General features: G+C 52.7%; 22 protein-coding genes. 6 read left to right on the top strand and 16 right to left on the bottom strand.

What is annotated here, in order from left to right:
* Window position 1: 1 nt before the first annotated feature.
* From msbA to Q9291_RS03030, 6 genes are all read right to left on the bottom strand, one after another.
* Window positions 2–1,756: a lipid A export permease/ATP-binding protein MsbA gene (gene msbA / locus Q9291_RS03055; RefSeq protein ID WP_306388525.1), complete on the bottom strand. Its 1,755-nt coding sequence runs from the start codon at window positions 1,754–1,756 to the stop codon at window positions 2–4.
* Between the two features lie 83 nt (window positions 1,757–1,839).
* Window positions 1,840–2,265 carry an ExbD/TolR family protein gene (locus tag Q9291_RS03050; protein WP_306388524.1) on the bottom strand — a complete coding sequence of 142 codons (426 nt, stop codon included), beginning with the start codon at window positions 2,263–2,265 and terminating at the stop codon, window positions 1,840–1,842.
* Between the two features lie 40 nt (window positions 2,266–2,305).
* A complete protein-coding gene (locus Q9291_RS03045) occupies window positions 2,306–2,908 on the bottom strand; it encodes a MotA/TolQ/ExbB proton channel family protein (protein ID WP_306388523.1) in 603 nt (200 codons plus the stop codon).
* A gap of 84 nt (window positions 2,909–2,992) precedes the next feature.
* Entirely contained in the window at window positions 2,993–5,398 is a 2,406-nt protein-coding gene (locus tag Q9291_RS03040) for a DNA internalization-related competence protein ComEC/Rec2 (protein ID WP_306388522.1), read from the bottom strand.
* Between the two features lie 12 nt (window positions 5,399–5,410).
* A complete protein-coding gene (gene lolD / locus Q9291_RS03035) occupies window positions 5,411–6,085 on the bottom strand; it encodes a lipoprotein-releasing ABC transporter ATP-binding protein LolD (protein ID WP_306388521.1) in 675 nt (224 codons plus the stop codon).
* Complete coding sequence (locus tag Q9291_RS03030) at window positions 6,078–7,385, bottom strand: lipoprotein-releasing ABC transporter permease subunit (RefSeq protein ID WP_306388520.1); 1,308 nt, start codon at window positions 7,383–7,385, stop codon at window positions 6,078–6,080. The genes lolD and Q9291_RS03030 overlap by 8 nt, the downstream gene beginning before the upstream one ends.
* Window positions 7,386–7,636: 251 nt before the next feature.
* Here Q9291_RS03030 and Q9291_RS03025 point away from each other — a divergent pair, with 251 nt between their 5' ends.
* A complete protein-coding gene (locus Q9291_RS03025; RefSeq protein ID WP_306388519.1) occupies window positions 7,637–7,840 on the top strand; it encodes a CsbD family protein in 204 nt (67 codons plus the stop codon).
* A 123-nt stretch (window positions 7,841–7,963) separates the two neighbouring features.
* Here Q9291_RS03025 and ppc read toward each other — a convergent pair whose 3' ends face one another.
* Window positions 7,964–10,753, bottom strand: a complete 2,790-nt coding sequence (gene ppc, locus Q9291_RS03020) for a phosphoenolpyruvate carboxylase (RefSeq protein ID WP_306388518.1) — start codon at window positions 10,751–10,753, stop codon at window positions 7,964–7,966.
* A gap of 395 nt (window positions 10,754–11,148) precedes the next feature.
* Between ppc and Q9291_RS03015 the strand changes: the two genes are divergently transcribed.
* Window positions 11,149–11,454: a hypothetical protein gene (locus Q9291_RS03015; protein ID WP_306388517.1), complete on the top strand. Its 306-nt coding sequence runs from the start codon at window positions 11,149–11,151 to the stop codon at window positions 11,452–11,454.
* 30 nt (window positions 11,455–11,484) lie between these two features.
* On the opposite strand, the gene Q9291_RS03010 is transcribed toward Q9291_RS03015, so the two are convergent.
* The 5 genes from Q9291_RS03010 to rsmD form a co-directional block, all read right to left on the bottom strand.
* A complete protein-coding gene (locus Q9291_RS03010; RefSeq protein WP_306388516.1) occupies window positions 11,485–11,739 on the bottom strand; it encodes a hypothetical protein in 255 nt (84 codons plus the stop codon).
* 14 nt (window positions 11,740–11,753) lie between these two features.
* On the bottom strand, window positions 11,754–12,155 hold the full coding sequence (gene gloA / locus Q9291_RS03005; protein ID WP_306388515.1) for a lactoylglutathione lyase: 402 nt from the start codon (window positions 12,153–12,155) through the stop codon (window positions 11,754–11,756).
* An 81-nt stretch (window positions 12,156–12,236) separates the two neighbouring features.
* Window positions 12,237–12,485, bottom strand: a complete 249-nt coding sequence (locus tag Q9291_RS03000; RefSeq protein ID WP_306388514.1) for a YfhL family 4Fe-4S dicluster ferredoxin — start codon at window positions 12,483–12,485, stop codon at window positions 12,237–12,239.
* Window positions 12,486–12,489: 4 nt separating this feature from the next.
* Window positions 12,490–12,984 carry a pantetheine-phosphate adenylyltransferase gene (gene coaD / locus Q9291_RS02995; RefSeq protein WP_306388513.1) on the bottom strand — a complete coding sequence of 165 codons (495 nt, stop codon included), beginning with the start codon at window positions 12,982–12,984 and terminating at the stop codon, window positions 12,490–12,492.
* A 48-nt stretch (window positions 12,985–13,032) separates the two neighbouring features.
* Window positions 13,033–13,581, bottom strand: coding sequence for a 16S rRNA (guanine(966)-N(2))-methyltransferase RsmD (rsmD, locus tag Q9291_RS02990; RefSeq protein WP_306388512.1), 549 nt, complete (start codon window positions 13,579–13,581; stop codon window positions 13,033–13,035).
* Window positions 13,582–13,614: 33 nt separating this feature from the next.
* Between rsmD and Q9291_RS02985 the strand changes: the two genes are divergently transcribed.
* Window positions 13,615–13,842, top strand: a complete 228-nt coding sequence (locus tag Q9291_RS02985) for a hypothetical protein (protein WP_306388511.1) — start codon at window positions 13,615–13,617, stop codon at window positions 13,840–13,842.
* A 65-nt stretch (window positions 13,843–13,907) separates the two neighbouring features.
* Here the strand turns inward: Q9291_RS02985 and Q9291_RS02980 are convergent, their stop codons facing one another.
* Window positions 13,908–15,221 carry a M16 family metallopeptidase gene (locus Q9291_RS02980; RefSeq protein ID WP_306388510.1) on the bottom strand — a complete coding sequence of 438 codons (1,314 nt, stop codon included), beginning with the start codon at window positions 15,219–15,221 and terminating at the stop codon, window positions 13,908–13,910.
* Between the two features lie 122 nt (window positions 15,222–15,343).
* Complete coding sequence (locus Q9291_RS02975; protein WP_370530733.1) at window positions 15,344–16,705, bottom strand: M16 family metallopeptidase; 1,362 nt, start codon at window positions 16,703–16,705, stop codon at window positions 15,344–15,346.
* 196 nt (window positions 16,706–16,901) lie between these two features.
* On the opposite strand from Q9291_RS02975, the gene ftsY reads away from it, so the two are divergent.
* From ftsY to ftsX, 3 genes are read left to right on the top strand one after another with little or no spacing between them, the layout of a single operon-like run.
* Complete coding sequence (gene ftsY / locus Q9291_RS02970; RefSeq protein WP_306388509.1) at window positions 16,902–17,918, top strand: signal recognition particle-docking protein FtsY; 1,017 nt, start codon at window positions 16,902–16,904, stop codon at window positions 17,916–17,918.
* A 33-nt stretch (window positions 17,919–17,951) separates the two neighbouring features.
* Entirely contained in the window at window positions 17,952–18,629 is a 678-nt protein-coding gene (locus tag Q9291_RS02965; RefSeq protein ID WP_306388652.1) for a cell division ATP-binding protein FtsE, read from the top strand.
* Between the two features lie 10 nt (window positions 18,630–18,639).
* Window positions 18,640–19,530 carry a permease-like cell division protein FtsX gene (gene ftsX / locus Q9291_RS02960; protein ID WP_306388508.1) on the top strand — a complete coding sequence of 297 codons (891 nt, stop codon included), beginning with the start codon at window positions 18,640–18,642 and terminating at the stop codon, window positions 19,528–19,530.
* An 870-nt stretch (window positions 19,531–20,400) separates the two neighbouring features.
* On the opposite strand, the gene Q9291_RS02955 is transcribed toward ftsX, so the two are convergent.
* Together Q9291_RS02955 and Q9291_RS02950 are read right to left on the bottom strand one after the other, a co-directional pair.
* On the bottom strand, window positions 20,401–22,047 hold the full coding sequence (locus Q9291_RS02955) for an electron transfer flavoprotein-ubiquinone oxidoreductase (RefSeq protein ID WP_306388507.1): 1,647 nt from the start codon (window positions 22,045–22,047) through the stop codon (window positions 20,401–20,403).
* A 29-nt stretch (window positions 22,048–22,076) separates the two neighbouring features.
* Complete coding sequence (locus Q9291_RS02950; protein WP_306388506.1) at window positions 22,077–23,015, bottom strand: LysR family transcriptional regulator; 939 nt, start codon at window positions 23,013–23,015, stop codon at window positions 22,077–22,079.
* Window positions 23,016–23,088: the final 73 nt, after the last annotated feature.

The following is a 23,088-nucleotide window of genomic DNA, read 5'->3' as shown; positions in this document are numbered from 1 at the left end:
ATTAATCTTCTTGGAACTCTTTATGATAAAGCTTGCTGTAATAGCCATTCATTGCCAGCAACCCCTGGTGTGTGCCTGTTTCTACGATTTTTCCATGATCCATGACAATAATGCGATCGGCATTTTCAACAGTGCTGAGGCGATGGGCAATGACGATGGTGGTCCGCCCTTGCATGACGGCATCCAGCGCTGACTGCACATGCAACTCAGACTCACTGTCCAGTGCCGAGGTCGCTTCATCCAGTAGCAGGATAGGCGCATTTTTGAGGATGGCACGCGCGATGGCAAGACGCTGCCGCTGCCCGCCAGAGAGCCTGACACCACGGTCGCCAATTTCACTGTGTAACCCAAGTGGCATTTGCTGGATAAACTCCCAGGCATTCGCCGCTTTGGCTGCCGCAATCACTTCAACCTCAGACGCAGCGCGCAAGGCACCATAGGCAATATTGTTGAAAATCGTATCATTAAACAAGACGATATCCTGACTCACCAGCGAGAACTGGGCGCGCAGATTCTCAAGTTGGTAGCTGCGTACATCTTTACCATCGAGCAGGATAATGCCTTCTTGTAACTCATAAAAACGCGGCAACAAATTAACCAGCGTAGTTTTTCCACTGCCAGAACGGCCGACCAGTGCCACTTTTTCACCACTACGAATATCCAGACTCAAATCATTCAATGCATTACGCTTGGCCTGCGGATAACGAATGGTCACCCCTTTGAAAGCGATTTCGCCGGCTGCACGCACGGTATGGTGCTGGCCTTCATCGAGCTGGCTGTCCAAATCCATCAGGTCAAACACACTTTGTGCCGCAGCCAGGCCGATTTGCAAGTCTTCATTGGCAGAGGTAATGTGTTTGATGGGTGCAATCAGCATCAGCAAGGCGCCAATAAATGCAGCAAACTCACCCACGGTAAACTGCTCGAATGCATAATAAACAACCATCGACAGTGCCAGTGCAGACAACACTTCAATTACGAAGCTATTAAGGCCGGAAATACGGGCGGTACGCAGTTCGAGCATGCGGTTTTTACTTACGACTTGTGAAAAACGCTCATTTTCAAACGCTTGAGCGCCAAAGATCTTCACAATCCGCTGACCGGCAATCGCTTCTTCTGCTGTTTTGGTAATTTCACCCACGGCCTGTTGCACACGCTTGGCATTGGCCCGTAATTTGGGCGTAGACTTGGACAAATACCAGCCCATTAAAGGGGTGACTGTTGCAAAAATAAGGGTCAGGCGCCAGTCCAGGTAAAGCATGTAGCCCACAAGGCCAACCACCGTCAACACATCGCGCAGGACATTTAATGCGGTACGTGTGACAACGGTAGAAAGCTTTTCAATATCGTAGGAAAGTTTGGAAACCAGAATACCGTTTGAATTCGCATCAAAAAAATTGACGGGGAGTAACATCAGCTTGGCAAACACTTCTGTACGCAAGGTTTCCACCACCCGCCTTGCAACCACACGCAAGCTGTATACGGAGAAAAAGCCAGCCAGTGCGCGAACAAACATCAAGCCAAACAGCATTAGCGGCAGGAGATGCATTTCTGCAGAAGCCCCTTTGGAAAAGCCCTCATCAGTCAGCTTTTTAACCATGGCCAGAAAAGCAGTATTGCTCGATGCCAACACTGCCGTCGCCAGCATAGACAACAAAAAATGCAGCTTGTAATGCCAGGCATAGGCAAACAAGCGTTTATAAAGCTGCCTGGAATGCGCCACTGGCGTAAATTCTTTTTTCTGTTTACGTGCCATCCGTCTAACCGGCCTCATTAAAAACAAATAGCCCGCCAATATAGACGGGCTCGTTGAACATACAAATCGTATCAGGCATGCAATTAGTGGCTGTTAGCCTGGGTAGCAAAAGTAATATGACTATAATTGGCCATACGCGCCGCCTCCATGATATTGATCACAGACTGATGGGTAGCCTTGGCATCGGCATTAATCACAATGGTCGGCTCCTTACCATTATTTTCGCCTGCGGCCTGCGTCATTGCAGCCGACAACTCCGAAACAACCGCACCATTGGCTTCTTTGCCATTAACGGTATAACGGCCTTGGGCGTCCACTTCGATATCGATCGTGACTGGCTTTTCCTGTGGAGCACTGGCATCAGCTGTTGGCAAATTGATTTGTAATTCGCTGGTGCGGGAAAAAGTTGCGCTGACAATCAGGAAAATAATAATTACCAGCAGCACGTCGATGAGGGGAATAAAGTTGATCTCCAGCTCTTCATTCCGCATACCACGTTTAAAATTCATTGTTTACACCCTTGAGAGTTTACTCGGCTGAGACTGCGAATTAGCGGTCACCATGCATGATTTCTACCAGCTTGATGGCCTGCTGCTCCATATCCACCAAAAAACCGTCAACCTTGCTGCGGAAGTAACGATAAGCAATCATGGAAGGGACGGCCACTACAATACCCGCTGCCGTGTTGTAGAGGGCCACTGAAATACCGCGGGCGAACTGGGCAACATCATGGCCGCTATTGGTAAACGAACCAAACAGTTCCACCATCCCGATCACGGTTCCTAGTAAGCCGAGCAATGGTGCTACGGTCGAAATGGTGCCCAGTGTAGGCAGGTACTGTTCAAGCTTGTGTGCCACGGCACGGCCAGTTTCCTCAATCGCCTCTTTAGTCACTTCACGCGAGTTGTTTGCGCTGGACAATGCGCTGGCAAAGACTTTACCAAGCAGGGAATGCGCTTCAAGACGTCCCAATGTTTCCTTGGTCACGCCGCCCTGCTTCAGCCAGTTTTGCACTTCAGGAAGCAATTGTTCCGGGGTCACCACCGAAGCACGCAAGGCCCAGAAACGCTCAACAATAATTGCCAGAGCAATGACCGAAGCAATAATCAGAGGCCAGATAGGCCAGCCGGCCGCCAAAATAATTTCCCACACAGCAGATACTCCCTTTAATTTCAAACTTCCGCTACTTTAGCGTTAAGTAGGCTTAAGGGCAAGTTCTGACGGGTATCCAAATCGTTACAGGGCCGGGGCTTCCCAATAATGCGGCGCGATCACCCGCCATCTTTGTACTGCAGGTGTTTCGCCGGTCAAAAAGCTAAGCAACACTGCACCATCCATATCCGAGCGTAAAACCTGTGCACCCACCGCCTGATAGCGGGCCAGAATTTCGCGTTTGGGATGCCCAAAACGATTCAGATACCCCGCAGTGGCTATTGCAAGCCTGGGCGAAACCGCATTGACAAAGGCATGACTAGAGGAGGTTTTGCTGCCGTGATGCGGCATGGTGATTACCGTCGCTGCAAGATCTGCAGGTGAAGTTTGCAACAGATAGCGCTCAGCCACTTTTTCAATATCCCCAGTCAACAACAGGCTACCATGTGCCGAGCGTATATGCAGCACACAACTCTTATCGTTATCCTTTGCGGTCATCAATAAGGCTGTATCTGGCGAAAGCAGTTGAAACTGCACCCCGTCCCATTGCCAGCGGGTGCCAGTCAGACAGGGCTGGTGCACTGGTTGATGTCCCCGTATAGGCGTGGTTTGCGCTATTTGCTTAAAAAACACAGCTTCCGGCGTGAGTGAACTGAGGATGCCCAGTGCAGGAACACCTGCCAGCACAGAGGCCATGCCCCCTACATGGTCACTGTCATCATGCGAAATCATGGCAATATCAAGCTGCCGGACCCCAAGGTGACGTAAATAGGGCAAGACAATGCGTTGCCCGGCATCACTGTCTGCACTGTAGGCGGGGCCAGCATCATACAGCAGAGTATGGTGTGCCGTTTGCACCATCACACTTAAGCCCTGCCCGACATCCAGCACCGTGACCTGCATTTGACCGGGTTGCAACACCGGGGCTTGTGGCATACATACAGGCAAGCACAGGCAAAGTCCTGCCCAGCGAAGGGGCCAGCCTCGCGGCATCAGTAGCATACCTATCCCCAGCAAGGCAAGCAGCCATGCCCACGTGGGTGGCGTGGCTTGATACCAGACCGCCCAAGGCAAGTGTTGTAGCCACTGCAACGCCTGCATACACCCATCCAGCACACTGGCTGCACAGCGCAACAAGACATCCAATGGCAGAAGTGCACCGGCAATCGCGACAGGGACAACCGCCAGACTGATCAGTGGAATCGCCAGGGCATTGGCCAACGGTGAAACCAGCGACACTTGATTAAACATGGCAATCAGCAACGGCAAGAAAGCAACCGTCACTGCCCATTGCGTTTTACCGGCCGCCACCCACCATGGCGGCGGCTTTAAACGGCCACCCATGGCAAAAGCCAATACGGCAACAGCACCAAAGGAAAGCCAGAACCCGGGAGCCAGCACAGCCCACGGATCGCGCAACAACACGACCCATAAGGCTACACAGAGTATCCACGAAAAAGGCAAACGCTGCCTGAGGTTAAGCATGGCCGCGACGGTGAGCAGCATATACAGGGTGCGCTGGGTTGGGATTGAAAAACCGGCCAGCGCAGAATATAGAATGGCAACGATGGCGCCACCCATACTCGCGGCCTGACGCGAGGGAATGCGCAACGCCCATTGCGGCTGCCGACGCCACAACCAGCCAATCAGTCCATAGCCCAGCGAGGCAAGCATGGTGATATGCAGCCCCGAAATACTGACCAGATGATTGATGCCGGTATCCACAAACAATTGCCAGTCTGCGCGCGAAATCTGACTGTCATCGCCGATCACCAGCGCCCGCAACACAGCACTTTGCGGGGTGTTGCCCAACACATGGCTGAGTCGACCACCCACGTGTTCACGCCAGCGCGCAATGAGTGTGTTTGGTTGCCAAACCAGCGCATCCAGTCGCTGCATAGGCGCTTTGCTGACAATATTGCCTACCGCGCCGATATGGTTAGAGAGGCACCACGCGGCATAATCAAATCCATGTGGATTCCGTGTGGCGTGCGGTCGCTTCAGCCGCACTGAAAATTGCCAGCGCTCCCCCGCATGCACTATCGGTAAAGCCGCAATCGTTTCAGGCGACGCCTGTCGATACTGCTGCTGATACAGGCTCAGATGCACCCTGGCGGGAACCGGGCAGTGCTGACTGTACACATGTTCGATCAGTGCATCCACATGCTGCCCACGCTGATCGCGTGCGGGGACCCCCACAATGCGCGCCTGCACGATGATCACCTGCCGTTCACAGGCGACAGGCAGTGTATCTTGCAAGCGCCAGTAGGCACGCCCTTGCGCATAGACAAAGCCCAGACTAGCCACACTCCATACGCATAGCGCATAAAAAATCATTTTTTTAAAGGATTGAAAATACCTGATACGCAGCAGCCCCATGCCCAACACCACCGGCAACAGAAGTGCACAAAAAGCAACAGGCGACCACACGGTCGCCTGTTGCTGAAACAGCCACACACCGAACAACCACCCCACTGTGATGCCCGGCATAGTTACGTAACCTTAAAGAGGTATCAGTGTGCCGTCCTGCAACCGGTATTGCCTTTGTAACCGGGCGGCCAGCGACAAATCGTGGGTCACGACCACCATGGCGGTGCCCAGTGTGGACTGAATCTGCAGCAGCAACTCAAAGACTTGCGCCGCGGTCTGCCGGTCCAGATTGCCGGTGGGCTCATCCGCCAGCAAACAGCGCGGCTCGGTCACCAGTGCGCGCGCCAGTGCGGCACGCTGGCGTTCACCCCCGGACAACTCTCCCGGCGTATGCTGCAAGCGATGCGACAAGCCAACTTGTGTCAGATAATGCTCGGCCTGCGCAAGCGCCTGCTTGCGCGGCATGCGCCGGATCAGCAGTGGCATGGCCACGTTTTCCAGCGCAGTAAATTCTGGCAACAAATGGTGAAACTGATAAACAAAACCCAGATACTGGTTACGCATGGCGCTTTTCTCGGCTTCGGCAAGAGTGGCCAGCGGCTTGCCCATCCACTGCACTTCACCCTGCGTCGCACTATCCAGTCCGCCCAGCAAATGCAGCAAGGTACTTTTGCCGCTGCCTGAAGCCCCGACAATCGCCACATGTTCGCCTGCGGCCACCTGCATATCTACGCCAGTGAGCACCGAGGTCTCAAGCCCATGGTAAATTTTGGCCAGACCACTGCACTGCAATACATGATCAGTCATAACGCAAGGCCTCCGCGGGATTCATGCTTGCGGCACGCGCACTTGGGTACAGGGTGGCCACCAGACTGAGAACAATTGACAAAGCAACGATGGTACCGACATCTGACCACATCAGCTTGGAAGGCAAGTCACTGATGTAATACACATCTTTAGCCAAAAACTGTACGTTAAATGTTCGCTCAATCCACGGCACCACGGTTTCAATATTCAGAGCGAGCAATACGCCCAACAACGCGCCCGACACGGTGCCAATCACGCCGATCATTGCGCCCTGCACCACAAACATCCAGCGGATGGCCTGCGGCGTTGCGCCCATGGTGCGCAAAATGGCAATATCCGCACGCTTATCAGTCACGGCCATCACCAGGGTAGACACGATATTAAACGCAGCCACCGCCACGATCAGCGCCAGAATAATAAACATCACCCGTTTTTCCAGCTGAATGGCTTTAAAAAAATTGGCATGCTGCTGCGTCCAGTCCGTCACATAATAATTGGGGCCCAATGCCTGGACCAACTCGCGGCTGACGCGGTCAGCCATAAACAGATCTGCAAGCTTCAGGCGCAAACCGGACACCTGGTCACCCATGCGATACAACTTGGCGGCATCTGCCAGATGAATCAGCGCCAGGCCTGCGTCATACTCATACATGCCGACCTGAAAAATGCCGGTCACATTAAACTGCTTGATACGCGGCACCAGCCCGGCCGGGGTCACCTGCCCTTGCGGGGCCATTAACACCACCTTGTCGCCAATATGCACACCCAGGGCCTGTGCCAGATCGGCACCCAGCACGATATTAAATGCGCCCGGCTGCAAGCCCTGCAAACGGCCCGCTTTCATTTGGCTGGACAAATCAGAGACTGTCGCTTCCTGGTCAGGCAACACCCCGCGGATCAACACGCCCTGTACGGCCTGATCGTAGGTCAGCATGCCTTGCGCCAGCACATAAGGGGCCACCCCCTCAATCTTGCTGGAGACGGATTTGGCAGGCAGAGCACGAATCTGTTGCTGTACTGCCGCCCACGCCGGCAAACCGGCATCATAACCACGCACTTCTATATGCGAAGCCACACCCAGAATCCGGTTGCGCAACTCCTCCTGAAAGCCGTTCATCACCGACAACACCACGATCAGCGCCATGACCCCAAGTGCGATACCCACCATACTGGTCAATGAAATAAACGAAATAAAATGATTGTGACGCTTGGCGCGGGTATAGCGCCAGCCTATCCACCACTCATAAGGCAGGCGCTGCACCAGTCGGTCCAGAAGCGCAGATAAATAAACATTCTTCATGCGCGCATGTTAACAGTTTTAAATGCCTGTGCGATATAAGCAGGCAGATTTTGAGGCCTCGCAATGCCCTACGTGCCAGGATACCGCACGCGAAAAGCAAACACCCCCAGGCCTGCAGCGTCAGTCAACTCCGACGCAAGATTGGGTATTTCACCGACTGATGGCTTAGCCAGCAGCCTCTACAATGTGCCTCAGGTCAATCACATCTCGCAATGACCTGCCTACGTATTCTAAAACTGAGGAGAGCGCACATGAATAAAGATATTTTCGAAGGTAACTGGAAACAACTGAAGGGTAAAGTACAAGAACAATGGGGCAAGTTGACCAATGATGATCTCGACGTCATTGAGGGCAAACGCGATCAGGTAGCAGGCAAAATCCAGGCGCGCTACGGCATCACCAAAGACGAAGCCGAGAAACAAATTCAGGCGTGGGAAGAAAAACGCAATCACTGAGTTAACTAGAGCGAGTTAACTAGAGCATGTAAAAAAGCAAGCGCTGGCTTGCTTTTTTACATGCTGAGGCCACAGGCACCGGGCTTAATAACCAAAGCACCAGCACCTCCGCTGATCCGCCCATTAACCAGTATTTCTCAATCCGGCAGCAATGCCGTTAATCGTCAACGGAATCGCCAGCTTCAGCTTTTCATCCGTTTCACCATTTCGATAGCGCTGTATCATTTCCACTTGCAAATGGTTGAGCGGATCCAGATATGGCAAGCGGTCTCGGATGGATTTTGCCAGCACAGGCTGGCTAGCCAAGCGCTCAGTGGAGCCCAGCAGCACATTGACGGCATGGGTCGTCAATTTATGTTCCTGTTCAATACGGCTGAAGATTTCTTCCCGCAAGGCACGGTCAGGCAACAGGTGTGCGTAATGCCTGGCGACAATCAAATCGGTTTTAGCCAGCACCATGTCCACATTATTAATCAGGGTGTTAAAGATGGGCCAGCCTGCCAGCATTTCCCTGAGCAAGCTCAGGCGCGCCTCTTTGGCGCTGCTGTCCTGCGTGAGAAACTGATGGATGGCACTGCCCAGACCAAACCAGCCAGGCAATAGCAGGCGGCATTGACCCCAGGAGAACCCCCATGGAATCGCGCGCAGATCTTCAATGCGACGCGTTGACTTTCTGGCTGCAGGACGGCTCCCCAAGTTCAGCCCGGCAATTTCATCGATGGGCGTGGTATGAAAAAAATACTCGGCAAAACCGGGGGTTTCATAGACCAGGCTACGGTAACTGGTCATGGCTGTGGCTGACAGGGTTTCCATCACTCCTTCAAAGCTCCGGCGTTTGGCCGGTTCCAGCTGATCCGAGGGAAACAGACTGGCATCCAGCGTAGCCGCAATCAAGGTTTCCAGATGCTGCCGTCCGACCACTGGATCGGCATATTTGTTGGCAATAATTTCACCTTGTTCGGTGAGGCGAATCTGGCCGTCAACGGTACCTTGCGGCTGGGCCATAATGGCCTGATATGTTGGGCCGCCGCCCCGACCGACCGTACCGCCGCGGCCATGAAACAGCCGCAACTTGACTTTGGCCTGAGTGAACAACTCCACCAGGGAGATTTCGGCTTTATACAACTCCCAGTTCGAGGTGAGAAAGCCACCGTCTTTATTGCTGTCAGAGTAGCCCAGCATCACCTCCTGCTCGTTGCCCTGGTAGCGGATGACATGGCGGATGCCGATCAGGCTGAGCCATTTGCCCATAATCATGGGCGCATCGCGCAAGTCGGCTATCGTTTCAAATAGCGGGACAATATTGAGATCTACCTGAATATTGGCCGAGCCCCACACGCCACGCAGCAAGCCGGTTTCTTTTTGCAACAGGGCCACTTCCAGCAGGTCTGACAAGGTTTCAGTGTGCGAAATTATATATTGGCACACCGTATGGTCACCAAACCGGGCGCGCATTTCACGTACGGCTTCGAGCACACCGATTTCCTTGTGCACCAGCTCAGAGTATTGCTGAAAAGGCGAGAAAAGCAGACGGGGCTGCTTGAGTTCTTCAAGTAACAGCCCTATTTTCTCGTCTTCGTTAAAGCTGGCGTAATCAAAATCGTAACCGGCCTTTTGCAGCAACTCGCTAATGACCGCCTCGTGCACATCAGAAGACTGGCGAATATCGACGGTGGCCAGATGGAAACCAAAAGTGCCAATGGCTTTCATCAACTTGCCCAGTCGCGGATAGATCAGAGATTCCCCCTGATGCTGCCGCAGCGAGTCCGCAATCACCTGCAAAACACTCAGCAAGGCCTCCGGGCTGTCATAGGGCAAAATATCCATCGTCTTGTCCATCGACCACTCAGCTTCTGGCAACAGCGTGGTCGCAGTGCGCAACAGGCGATCATAAATGCCATTGAGCGCCAGACGGTAAGGCTCATCCAGCCGGTGCGGTGACTGGTCTTGCGAGTGTTTGGCCAGCGCCAGCACTTGGTCATCCACACCCACCAGCCGGGTGGAAATCGCCAGCTCACGCCTGAGCATGGCCAGTTCCTGTAAATAAAACCGGAACAGGGTCACTGCCTGTAAGCGCACGCCTTCACGCAGCGTCATCCCATTCACAAACGGATTACCGTCACGGTCACCGCCTATCCAGCTGCCCATACGCAAAAAACTGGGCAGGCTGTAAGCGGACTGGTCGGGCATCAATGCCGCCAGATCACGCTCCAGGTCTTGTAACAAGGCCGGAATCACATGTAGAAATGTACTGTCGTAATAGGTCAGTGCATTTTCAATTTCATTGATCACGGTCAGCTTGGAGAAGCGCAGCATGCGGGTTTGCCACAAGGCACACACCGCCCCTTGCAGCAGCAGGCTATTGCGTTCAAGCTGACGCGCGGAAACCAGTTGTGCCCGCTCACCGAGCAACTCCGCCAGTGACCGTTCAATATCCAGTACACTCTTGCGTTGCACCTCGGTCGGATGCGCAGTGAGCACTGGCGAAACCAGCGCATCGGCAAAAAACTGCTGAATGGTTTCTGGGCTGACCTGTGCGCTGCGCAACTGCGCCAGCGAATGGGCCAGCATGCCTGCAGCGGGTGCGTTTTCATTACAATTGGCCAGTTGCTGGCCATAAAGGTCTTCAGCAAGATTCACCAGATGCTTGTAATAACTGAATGCGCGGACCACACACACGGTTTGAGCAGGCGTTAACCCGGCCAGCAATTGTTCCAGTTGCAAAGAGGCTTGCTGATCATGTGTCTGATGAAACTTGATGGCCGTCTGCCGGATCGCATCGATATGCTGAAATGCTTCTTCCCCCTCAATGCTACGAATGGCATGCCCCAGCAAGTCGCCCAGCAATTGGATATTCTCGGCCAGCCGGGTTTCTGCAGAAACCGCCGCTGTTGCCGCCAGTTTTTTGATCATGTGGCCTCTCCTCGTGCGCTTTGGAAAATCGACGATCGATTCAGCGCTTATATACGCTATAGCAACAAGCAGACCACGATCAACAAGAGGCCTTTTTCAATATTTGGCAACTGCCTTCAACGCAAACACCACCGCCACATCGCATGAAATGCATACACTTTCTTATTACACATCAAACAGTTATCACAGATAACACGTACAATCACACTGAGGCCAACATGGCAGTCTGATGGTATTAAAGAGACTTAAACGCGATGGCATTCAAAACAGCATGCATTAAAATGCACCGCAACGCAGCCCGTAGTGCACCGATTTGATGCCGTCATTCGCCACAAGCCGGTTTGGGCAAAGCAGCGTATTAGGTATACTGATTATGTTTGTATTCTCTGGGAAAAATGATGTGGCTGCATCTGGATCTACCCGGCATTCATTTCGCCAGGATTAGCCTGCACAATACACCTTTGCAAGCATCCCACCTGGAAACCTGGATCGATCATAATCCGGTACTGTTGCGCCTGCTGGAAGTATGGCAATCTCTGGGACACCATGGTGAATGGCAGCAAGACGCGTTTATGTTGTGTGTGTGTCTGGCGATGTGCGTCATGCTGTTTCTGGCGGGCACGGTGTTCGCCTTGTTTGTACAATCACTTTGGGGAATTTTTACCACAGTCACTCAACAGTCTGAAAGCGAGCAAAAGTAGTTTCGTCCAACACACCACCCAACATTTTCTTTACTGCAATTGAAGCAACTGCTGACGGATCACCTGCAACTCCTCAGTAGCATCAGCAAATGTTTCATATTGGCGCCCGGCAGTGCGTGCATACCAATACTTGCTATTCCAGACGTCGCCTTCAATTTTATGTAACACCGCATGAATCCAGTTGGCGAGTGGGTCGCTATCCTCTTGCGCAATCAGGTGTGCGCCTTCCCAGTCACCCGCCAGTGCAAGCTCCACAGCGTATAACCATTGCGTTCTCCTGGTCATCCGTCAATACCTGATTAACGTGGGTACTCGATGGTGCCTTTTTGAATAAACTCAATTTTGTAGCCGTCAGGATCTTCTACAAAAGCAATCACAATGGTGCCATGTTTCATCGGCCCTGCTTCGCGCACCACCTTGCCTCCCTTGGCCTTGACCAGATCACACGCAGCATAGGCGTCATCCACTTCAATAGCCATATGTCCATAAGCCGTGCCCATGTCATAGCTTGTTTTACCGTAGTTGTAGGTCAATTCCAGCACAGAGTGCTCATATTCGTTACCATAGCCGACAAATGCCAGCGTAAACTCGCCATCCGGATAGTCTTGTGTACGTAGCAACTGCATGCCCAACACCTGCGTATAGAAATCAATCGAGCGCTGCAAATCGCCCACGCGCAACATGGTATGTAAAACTCTCATTCTGGTCTCCTGATTAATAGAAGGCATTTCTGTCTGTGCACATGGCAATGACAGAAACACACTTAAGCCAATATCCAGCCTTTAGCCCTGGGTAATGCGTATATATTTTTCCATCAGCGCCTCCTGCGTTTCGCGGTGATCCGGATTGAGCGGAATGCAGTCTATCGGACACACTTGCTGACATTGCGGCTTGTCATAATGCCCGACACATTCTGTGCACAGGTCAGGATTGATTTCATAAATCTCCACCCCTTGCGAAATGGCCTCGTTCGGACACACCGGCTCGCATACATCGCAGTTGATGCACTCATCAGTAATGATCAAAGACATCGTTTTAACCTTGTACAGCTGCTATTTTCTGTTTAATTGCCTGCTCAACCACAGGCGAGACAAACTGGTGAACATCGCCCCCCAGTCGCGCCACTTCACGCACCAGACTGGAGGAAATAAACATATATTCTTCGGCGGGCGTGAGAAAAAGGGTTTCCAGCTGAGGAAACAATTTTCGGTTCATGCCCGCCAGCTGGAACTCATATTCAAAATCACTGGCGGCACGCAAGCCACGAATCACCATTTGCGCGCCTTGCGACTGTACAAACTGCATCAGCAGACCGTCAAACCCCATGACACGAATATTGTCGCCATGAAACACCGATTGCGCCAGAGCGACCCGCTCCTGCAAACTGAACAGGGTTTGTTTGCTGGTACTGCCCGCCACCGCCACAATCACCTCGTCGAACAGGTTGGCAGCACGACGCACGATATCTTCATGGCCCATGGTAATGGGGTCAAATGTCCCTGGATACACTGCAATTCTGATTTTATGCATGACTATTTTTCCTGACTGAAGGCGATTGACCACCTGCAGGCGTTCTTATCACTCGAGACTGGCCGGGGCGGCTTGCAGTAAATGATAAAATACTTGCCCGGCTTTGCCGGATTTTACCACCTGCCAGCGTGCATCGGATTTTAACGCATATTCGGCTTCTACATATACATAGCCATCAGTCGCAAGATGCGACGCCAGTTGCGGTAACAATCTGTCCAGCCACCCTTTGTGATATGGCGGATCGCAAAAGATCACTTCAAAGCGTTGCCGATTTTGCGCCAGAAACTGCAGTGCATCCTGCTGCAAAATATGGGCTTGCGTCGCCCCCAACACCTGTCTATTTTGCAGCAGGGCCTGGGCAGGCAAGCGCGCCAACTCCAGCATGGTCACGCTGACCGCGTTCCGTGACAGGGCTTCAAAGCCCAGGGCGCCCGTCCCGGCAAACAGATCCAGACAATGTTTACCCGTCAGTTCCTGACCCAACCAATTGAACAAGGTTTGCCGTACCCGGTCCGGTGTTGGCCGCAAGCCTTCGGCATCGGGAAATTTAATGTTCCGGCTACGCCATTGTCCGGCATTGATTCTGACCTGATTCATAAGTAGTGGCATCGGCTTTGCTGATTACGGAACATGCATTATAAAGGCACTCTGCAAAAAGCCGAATGCCGACAGCAAGCAGCATCCGCAGATGCTGCCATGCCGCACAGTAAAACCTTGCGTTCAAGAAATTGGGGGGCGCACAAAAAAATAGAATGGATGCCGTCTGACTGCCAGGCAGACCCATCCGAAGACAATCTGACCTGGTTTCCGGTGATTTTTTGTGGCACCTGCCAGGTGCTCTTTTATCTGACTGGCTAGCCTGCAGAAACCGTTTGCGCTGATGGGCATGTAACAGAAACAGCGCTGACTGTTTCTACCCTTGCTTACTCTTCAGCACCCACAATCACTGTCACAAAATTTTCAGGCTGAACTCTGCGCTGAAATGCATCGTGTATTTGCTGCGCAGTGACTTTACGCACGTTGTCATTAAAGCTGTCGAGATAATCCAGTGGCAGCTTGTAAAAGCCGATCACATTCAGATACTCGAGAATTTTATTGTTGCTGTCTATGCGTAACGGAAAACCGCCGATCAGGTTGTCTTTGGCGGCTTGCAACTCTTGTGCAGTCACGCCTTTTTCGACAAACTGACGCACGGTTGCGTTGACCAGTTGCAAAGCCTCTTGTGCTTGTTCTTTTTTGGTTTGCAAACCAATCTGAAACGGCCCCAGCTCTGCCATCGGCATAAAGTAGCTGTAAACTGTATAGGCCAGTCCACGCTTTTCACGCACCTCTTCGGTCAGGCGAGAGACAAAACCGCCGCCGCCTAAAATATAGTTGCCTACATATAACGGAAAAAAATCAGGATCGCCGCGTTTATTGCCCGGTTGCCCCAGCAGAATATGCGCCTGTGTTGCCGGATGTGGCAATTGCTTCATGACTGGCGCACGCAATGGCTTGACTGGCGCAATCGGTGGAACTGCATGCGTTTGTGGCAACCCGTCGCTGAGCTTCTCGGCAATCGCATGTGCCTGTGCCACACTCAAATCACCCATCATGGCGATGACCGCAGATTTGGCAGCATAATGCTGCTCATAGAATGTGCGCAAATCAGCAGTCTGCGCTGATTGTATTGTGGCCACCTCGCCACTTTCATCCTGGCTGTAGGGGTGCATGCCGTACACAGCCTGCATAAAGGTTTTTTTGGCGATGCTGTCCGGTTCGATTTCAGCTTCCTGGATCCCGGCAATCACCCTGCTCTTTTCACGCTCCAGCACGACAGCAGGAAAATCTGGTCGATGCAATAGAGTGGTGAAGGTTTCCAGCGCTTTTTCCTGCTCACTGGTCAGCGTGCGCAGTTTAAAGCTAGCGCGGTCCGCATCAAAGCTGCCACCGAGAATCGCGCCGATATCGGCGAAACGATTGGTAATAGTTTCTTCATTCAACCCTCCCGCACCCAGTGTCATTAAATAGTGTGTGAGCGCAGCAACGCCTGAAGTTTCAACAGTATCATGCGCCTGCCCTGCCGGAAAATTGACACTCACATCCACAATGGGCAGATCATGATTTTCAACAAAATAAACCTCGGTCCCTTGGGCAGTGGTCCAATGCTGAATATCGAGCGCGGCTTGAGCACTCGGGGACCAAGCCTGTAAAGTAATGGTTAACACACTGCTGGCGATTAAGTCTAAAACCTTCATTATATTTCCTTGCGGATGCCCCACACAGGGTGGCATCGTTTTTTTGCTGTTAAATACGTTATTTGACTGCCATGCGACAGTCTTTTTAAACCACCACTCGCAATCCATCTTGGCCAAGGCAGTTAATGTTGATGCGGCCGTCCTGCTGGCTTTGCATTTGGATCCAGCGGCTGCGGATCCAGGCTGACAAAGGACATCTGATCTGGCACCAGGTATTTTCTGGCCACCGCCTGCACTTGCTCTGACGTCACAGCATTGACTCTTGCGGCATTGTGCTGCAACAAGGTCAAAGGGTAGTGCGCGGTTTCGAGCTGCCCAAGCTGCATGGCCTGATAAAACATGGAATCACGCTTATACACATCCGCGGCTACCACGGCGGCTTTCACCCGACGCAATTCATCATCCCGCACACCGTTTTCCTTGACCTCGTCAATTTGTACCCAGATCGCTTTTTCCAGGGCTGAAATGGTGACACCTTCGACAGGAGATGCGCCAATTTCAAACAATGCGGCCTGACCACGCGAGGTACTGTCGTAACCACTGCCCATATCCAGCGCGATGGCTTGCTCGCGCACCAGTTTCTGGTTCAGCCGGGCAGAATCATTACCACTTAAAATGCTAGACAAGACTTCCAGTGCATAGGGCTCCCAATCCTGTTCGCTGTATGCCTGACTGTTTTTGAGTACCGGGGCATGAAAACCCATGACAAAATAAGGTAACTTGGCCGGCGCTTTGACCACGGCACGGCGCTCACCCATCTGCACAGGCTCGACCTGCGGTTTGCGGACGGGCAAGGGCTTGGCCGCCAGCTTGCCAAATGTGTTTTCTGCCAAGGCAAACACGGTTCTGGCATCGACATCGCCTACCACCACCACCGTCGCATTATTTGGCGCATACCAGGTTTGGTACCACTCGCGCGCATCCTCTGCCGTCATGTTTTCGAGATCGTTCATAAAACCGACAATCGGCCGACCATAGGGATGCGCATGAAAGGCGGTGGCTTGAAATTGCTCACTGACGCGCGATTGCGGTTTATCCTCTGTCCGCCAGCGACGCTCCTCCTTGACCACTTCAATCTCTTTGGCAAACTCGGCATCGGTAATCTGCAAATGGGCCATACGGTCCGCTTCCAGTTCAAACGCCAGCGGTAGTCGTGATTTTTCCAACTGCTGAAAATAGCAGGTCGCATCCATGCTGGTAAAGGCGTTTTCCTTGCCGCCAGCGGCAGCAATCTTGCGTGAGAACTGCCCTGCGGGGACCACCTTGGTACCTTTAAACATCATATGTTCCAGCACATGCGCCACCCCGGTTTTGCCATTGACTTCATCCAGCGCACCGGCACGATACCAGACCTGCGATACAACGACAGGGGCACGATGGTCTTCCTGCACAATAATTTTGAGGCCGTTCTTTAAGGTTTTCTGAACCACCTCTGCCTGCGCCTGCATTGACAAGGTGGTGAGGCATACAGAGGCCAGCAGCATCCGCTGCCAACGCTTAGGGAATGATTTTTTCATGATGTGATTAATAGTGTGAAGGTGGCTTTACTTGCTAAAAACAGTCGTCTGACCGTGAGGGCGAGCGCTAAGTTCGCCCGCGCAGTTGGTATTGTCCGGCTTTGTCATGGCGATAAAATGCGATTGGGCTTAAAATAGTCATATTAATCCGTTTTGACCTGCCATGTTCAATCCATTTGCTAAAAAATCTGCCGAGACTGCGCCTGCGCACGTCGAAGAAAAAAAGACAGCGCCAGTGCCTGTCGAAGAACAAAGTACCAGTTGGACGCAACGCCTGAAAAATGGCCTGGCGAAAACCCGGCAACAACTGGGCGGACAACTGAGTGCTTTATTCGGTGGCGGCAAAATCGATGAAGACATCTATGAAGAGCTGGAAACCATCCTGCTGACCTCAGACGTGGGCATCAATGCCACGCAACATCTTCTTGCACAATTGCGCGCGCGCGTCAAACGTCAGGACCTGCAAGATACACACGCACTCAAGGGCGCCCTCAGAGAAACCTTGCTGGAACTGCTGAGCCCTTTACAACAGCCGCTGAATGTGAAAACCCACCAGCCATTTGTGATGATGATTGTAGGGGTCAACGGCGCTGGTAAAACCACCACCATTGGCAAACTGGCCAAGCGCCTGCAAGCAGAAGGAAACAGCGTACTGATCGCGGCGGGTGATACTTTCCGGGCCGCGGCCAGAGAGCAGCTGCAAGTCTGGGGGGATCGCAATGACGTGCATGTGGTGGCTTCAGAAAGTGGCGATCCGGCGGCGGTGATTTACGATGCAGTGAATTCAGCCATGGCAAAAAAAATAGAGGTGGTGATTGCCGATACCGCAGGCCGCCTGCCCACCCAGTTGCACTTGATGGACGAAATCAAGAAAGTGCAGCGCGTGATCGACAAAGCACTGCCGGGCGCACCGCATGAAATTTTACTGGTTCTGGATGCTAACACCGGGCAAAACGCAGTCAATCAGCTCAAAGCCTTTCATGACGCGCTGGGCGTCACTGGCCTGGTGCTGACCAAACTCGATGGCACGGCCAAAGGCGGCGTGATTGCAGCGATTGCCCACCTGAGCCAGCAATCTGCGCGCCAGATTCCTGTCAGGTTTATCGGTGTAGGTGAAAGCATCGATGATCTGCGCCCTTTTGATGCGGCAGCGTTTGTTGATGCCCTGCTGGATGATTAATTCGCTATGAGTATTGCACCCAAACAACCTGCCATGATTGTGTTTGACAACGTCGGCATGCGTTATCCCAATAGCGCGCATTTGTTTCGCCAGGTCAGTTTTAAAATAGACAAAGGCGACTTTGTGCTGGTCACTGGCCACTCTGGCGTCGGAAAAAGCACATTGCTAAAACTGATGGCGGGCATAGAGTTGCCCACCGGCGGCAATATTTTAATCAACCAGCAAAATATCGGCCAATTGCATGCGAATGCCATGCCTTACTTGCGCAGGCGTTTTGGCCTGGTATTTCAGGACCACAAACTGCTTTATGACCGCAACAGCTTTGACAACGTGGCGCTGCCACTGAGCATCCAGGGCATCACCGGCGATGAAGCGGCCCGCCGGGTGCGTGCTGCGCTCGACAAAGTCGGCCTGCTCAACAAAGAAAAAGCCCTGCCCATCACCTTGTCCGGCGGTGAGCAACAGCGGCTGGCCATTGCGCGTGCCGTGGTGAGCCGCCCTTCGATTGTGATTGCAGATGAGCCGACGGGTGGTCTCGACAAAACGGCGGCGCTCGAAATCATGCAATTATTAAAAGCATTTAATGACGTGGGCGTGACCGTGGTGATTGCCATGCATGATGTCACGCAAGTCAGCGCGATTGCCTACCGCACACTCCATATCGACCATCAGATGGTCAGCACCCTGCCTGCGCAGGGGGCGATCTTGTAAGGATGGCAGGATGAAGAACTGGTTCAATCAACATATGCACACCATGCAACTGGTCAGCCTGCGGCTGCGCGAACACTGGCTGAATACCCTGATTATCTGGATGGTGATCGGCATTACGGTCACCCTGCCAGGCTTACTGTTTGTCAGCATAGACAATCTGCAAGGCGTTGCCCGCAATATCAAGCAGGACGCGCAGATCAGTGTATTTCTCAAAGCGGACCTGAATGGCAACCTGACCCAGCGGCTGATCAATGACACGCAGGCCCTGCCGCAAGTGAAAGAAGTGCGCTATGTCTCCAAAGATGATGCACTGGCCCAACTCAGCCAGCAGTTCTCGCAAAAAAACATGCTGGCGGACCTGCCACAAAACCCGCTGCCGGATGCCTTGTTTGTGACCCTGGTGGACACCCAGCCAGCCACCGTCAAGCCGGTACAGGATGCCTTGCATAAACGCAGCGAAGTCGAAGAGCTGGTGGTGGACAGTGTATGGATAGAGCGGCTACACAGCATGCTGAATCTGGGCAAGCGGATTGCGCTGATTTTTGCCCTATTGCTGGGGATTGCCATGATTACAGTGATCAGCAATACCGTGCGCATGCAGGTACTTACCCATGAGGCAGAAATTGAGGTCAGCCGCCTGATCGGCGCCACCCACAGCTTCATCCGTCGCCCATTTTTGTATATGGGTAGCGCCTACGGTCTGGGCGGAGGCATCATTGCCGTGCTGTTGCTGGCTGGGATTGTATGGTCACTCAAACAGCCTGTACAACTCCTGGCCAATAATTACCAGAGTGACTTCCAGTTGGTGTTTCACCTGGTGAATATCGGTGGATTTATCTTGTGTATCTCCACGGTCATCGGCTGGATTGCTGCCTTTATAGCGCTCAAGCAAAAACGCTGAGCGCTTACATTCCTTTTTACTTTTTTTAGCTAACAAGGATTGTATTCACTTTTGAGTGGTGGCTGGATGAATGCATTATTTATTTCGCCCTTATTAAGAGTGCTTTTCTTTGATTGGATAAGCATTGGCTCTTATATAGTGAGTAATAGGTGACGTTGCTTTTCGCCTATCGGCGAGTCACTTTTCTTTGCTTGCACAAAGATAAAGTCACCAAAAGAAAGTGCACCTCAACTTCCGCTTTTATCCTGCGTTGCTCACCAAAATAAGCGCTCGCGAAACTCATCCTAGTGGGCTGCACACACCGCAGCCCACTGCGGGATTCAGACAACCGCTCGCTTGATCTTATTTTGCCTGCGCTACTCGGCGCGGCAGATGGGGACCCCACCACCTCACCCCGGCCCTCTCCTGCAAGGAGAGGGAGAAAACTAGATGTTGTGTGTTTGATTGAAACAACTCACCACAGTATAAATTGATAAGCTGCTTGTAAAATGCAAATCTCGCACGCATCCATTCCGGGGGCCCCATCTGCCGCACGCTTTGATTAGATCAGTGCAACGCAGGGTTGGCGCGAGTTCTCGGTCATAGGCTGTCCGAATCACGCAGCAGCTCACGACTTTTGTGAGCTGCCAGGTTGAGTTTCGATGGACGCCCGACAAACCGAGTAGCGCAAGGATAACGCGGAAGCTGGGCTGCACTTTCTTTTGGTGACTTGTTCTTTGTGCAAGCAAAAAAAGTGACTCGCCGAGAGGCGAAAAGAAACCTCACAACGCAATACAAACAGTCATGACATTGGATCCCTCTTGGCAGTGGGCCGTCTACACAATCCTAATCATTAGCAAGCGTGAGTGATTAGGAGGTAAATATCCTCAGTTACTGTGACACGTAATTCGGCCCACTGCCGCCCTCAGGGGGCACCCAGGTAATATTCTGGGTCGGGTCCTTGATATCGCAGGTTTTGCAATGAATGCAATTCTGCGCATTGATCTGCAGGATTTTCTCACCCGCCTGTTCAACAAACTCATACACACCTGCCGGGCAATAGTACTGTTCAGGCCCAGCAAATCGCGGCAGATTAACGCGCACAGCCCGGTCGGCCACGGCCAGTTTCAAATGACACGGCTGCTGATCATCATGGCTGATATTGCACAAGCTGACCGAGCTGAGTTTATCAAACGTCAGCACGCCATCCGGTTTGGCGTAGACCGGCTGACGGCTTTGCGACGCTTCAGCCAGCGTGGCATGATCCGCAGCATTGTGTTTGAGTGTCCACGGCAAACGGATATCCCAGCTAGCCAGCCACATCTCGATACCGCCCAACAGCGTTCCCGCCCAGGTACCCCAGCGGGACAGATAAGGTTTGACATTGCGCACGGCAAACAACTCTTGCCAGACCCAGGAAGCACGTAGTGCTTGGGGATAACTCGTCAACACTTCCGGGCTGCCCTCGACAATGCCTTCAAAGACGGATTCGGCCGCCAGCATGCCGGATTTCATGGCGTAATGCGTGCCCTTTATTTTAGGCACATTGACCAGGCCCGCACTGCAGCCCAGCAACACCCCACCCGGAAAAACCATTTCCGGCAAGGATTGCACGCCGCCTTCGGAAATCGCGCGCGCGCCATAACTCAGGCGTTGGCCGCCTTGCAGCAAGGCCTTGAGTTTGGGGTGTGTTTTATAGGTCTGGAACACATCAAAGGGTGACACATAAGGGTTGCGGTAATCGAGGTGCACCACGTAACCGACCGACACCAGATGTTCGCCATGGTGATATACAAAGCCGCCACCGCCCGTGCTGGCATCCAATGGCCACCCCAAAGTATGCGCAACCAGGCCTTTCTGGTGATGTTCCGGTTTTACGCGCCACACCTCTTTAAAGCCGATACCATACTTGGCTGGGCTGGAGGCAGCACGCAACCCGTAACGGGCCTCCAGTTGTTTGGTCAGCGAGCCGCGCGTGCCTTCGGCCACCAGGGTGTATTTGGCACGAATTTCAATGCCCGGCGTGTAATTGGCCGTGGGCTGGCCTTGCTTGTCCAGCCCCATATCACCGGTGATCACACCGCTCATGCGCCCTTGTGCATCATAACTGGGGCTTTGCGCAGAAAACCCGGTATAAATTTCCACGCCCAGCGCTTCCGCCTGTCCTGCCAGCCAGCGGCAGACTTCGCCCAGGCTAATGATGTAATTGCCATGATTACGCATGAGGGGCGGCAAACTCCAGGCAGGCAGGGGCCATGCCTTTTCTTCGCCCAGCACCACAAACGTGTCTTGATTGACGGGCGTGTGCAACGGCGCGCCCAATGCCTGCCAGTCTGGAAACAATTCCTGCAACGCTTTGGGGTCAAGCACGGCACCCGAGAAAATATGGCTGCCAACTTCGGCACCTTTTTCCAGCACGCATACGCTGAGCTCCTGATTGTTTGCCTGCGACAATTGTTTCAGGCGTATGGCTGCCGACAACCCGGCGGGGCCCGCCCCTACAATCAACACATCATATTCCATCACATCTCTGGACATTTTGTTCTCCAAGGCATTAGGGACCTTTCTCAGGCAATTTCAGGGAGCGGGATCAGGTCGCTGCGGCTTACCCCTGCGGTAAAGGCCTGACACAACGCCAAAAACTGACGCATGCCTGCGGTTTGGTATTTTTGCCTGTGCCATAAAAAATAAAAATTTCGATTAAATTGCAGCGAATCACAGCTAATTGGCACCAGACTGCCACGACGAAAAGCATCTTTAAGCGCCAGCCGGGAAATGCAGCCGATGCCCAAACCCGACTCTACGGCCCGTTTGATGGCTTCGGTATGCTCAAGTTCAAGCGCAATATGCAGCCGCGAATAATCCTGCTGAAAAGCGCGGTCGAAAGTCTCACGCGTACCAGACCCTTTTTCACGCAGGATCCATGGCTGTTGCAGCAGGATTGCCCGATCTATGTGCTGCGCGCCTTTGATGTTGCGCACCAGCGGATAGTCGGGCGCTGCAAACATCACCAGTTCATCGGCGATCCATGGCACCACCTCAAGATCCGGATGGTTACACTCGCCCTCAATCATGCCGAGATCCAGAGTATGGTTGGCAATTTGTTCGACGATGGTGCGGGTGTTATGCACCTGCAACTGAACCCGACTTTGCCGGTTTTGCTGTAAAAATTTAGCCACCAGCAACGTCGCCAGATAGTTGCCTACCGTCAGCGTTGCCCCGATCTTCAGATGACCAACACTTTGCTGCCCCTGCAACATCTGCTCTATTTCGCTGGCGCGGTCCAACAACTCCACGGCTCTGGGGAGCAACTGCTGACCAGTTTCGTTAATGCGCAAAGTTTTACCTACCCGGTCAAACAATTGAACTTCAAATTGCTTTTCCAGCTCAATCAAAGCGGTGCTGGCCGCCGACTGCGAAAGCGCCAGTAATTCACAGGCCCGGGAAACACTGCCTGTGCGGCTGATCGCTACAAAAATTTCTAATTGCCTGAATGTATATCTCATCGCATTTTAAACTCGGCATCATTAATCTATTAAATAGATATATATTATTTTAATTATCAATTTAATAAATATT

The organism is Methylophilus aquaticus (genome assembly GCF_030769565.1).
In the GTDB taxonomy this organism is placed as follows: Bacteria; Pseudomonadota; Gammaproteobacteria; order Burkholderiales; family Methylophilaceae; genus Methylophilus; species Methylophilus aquaticus.
Note: the sequence above shows the minus strand (reverse complement) of the source record. Positions and strands in the feature narration are given on the sequence as shown.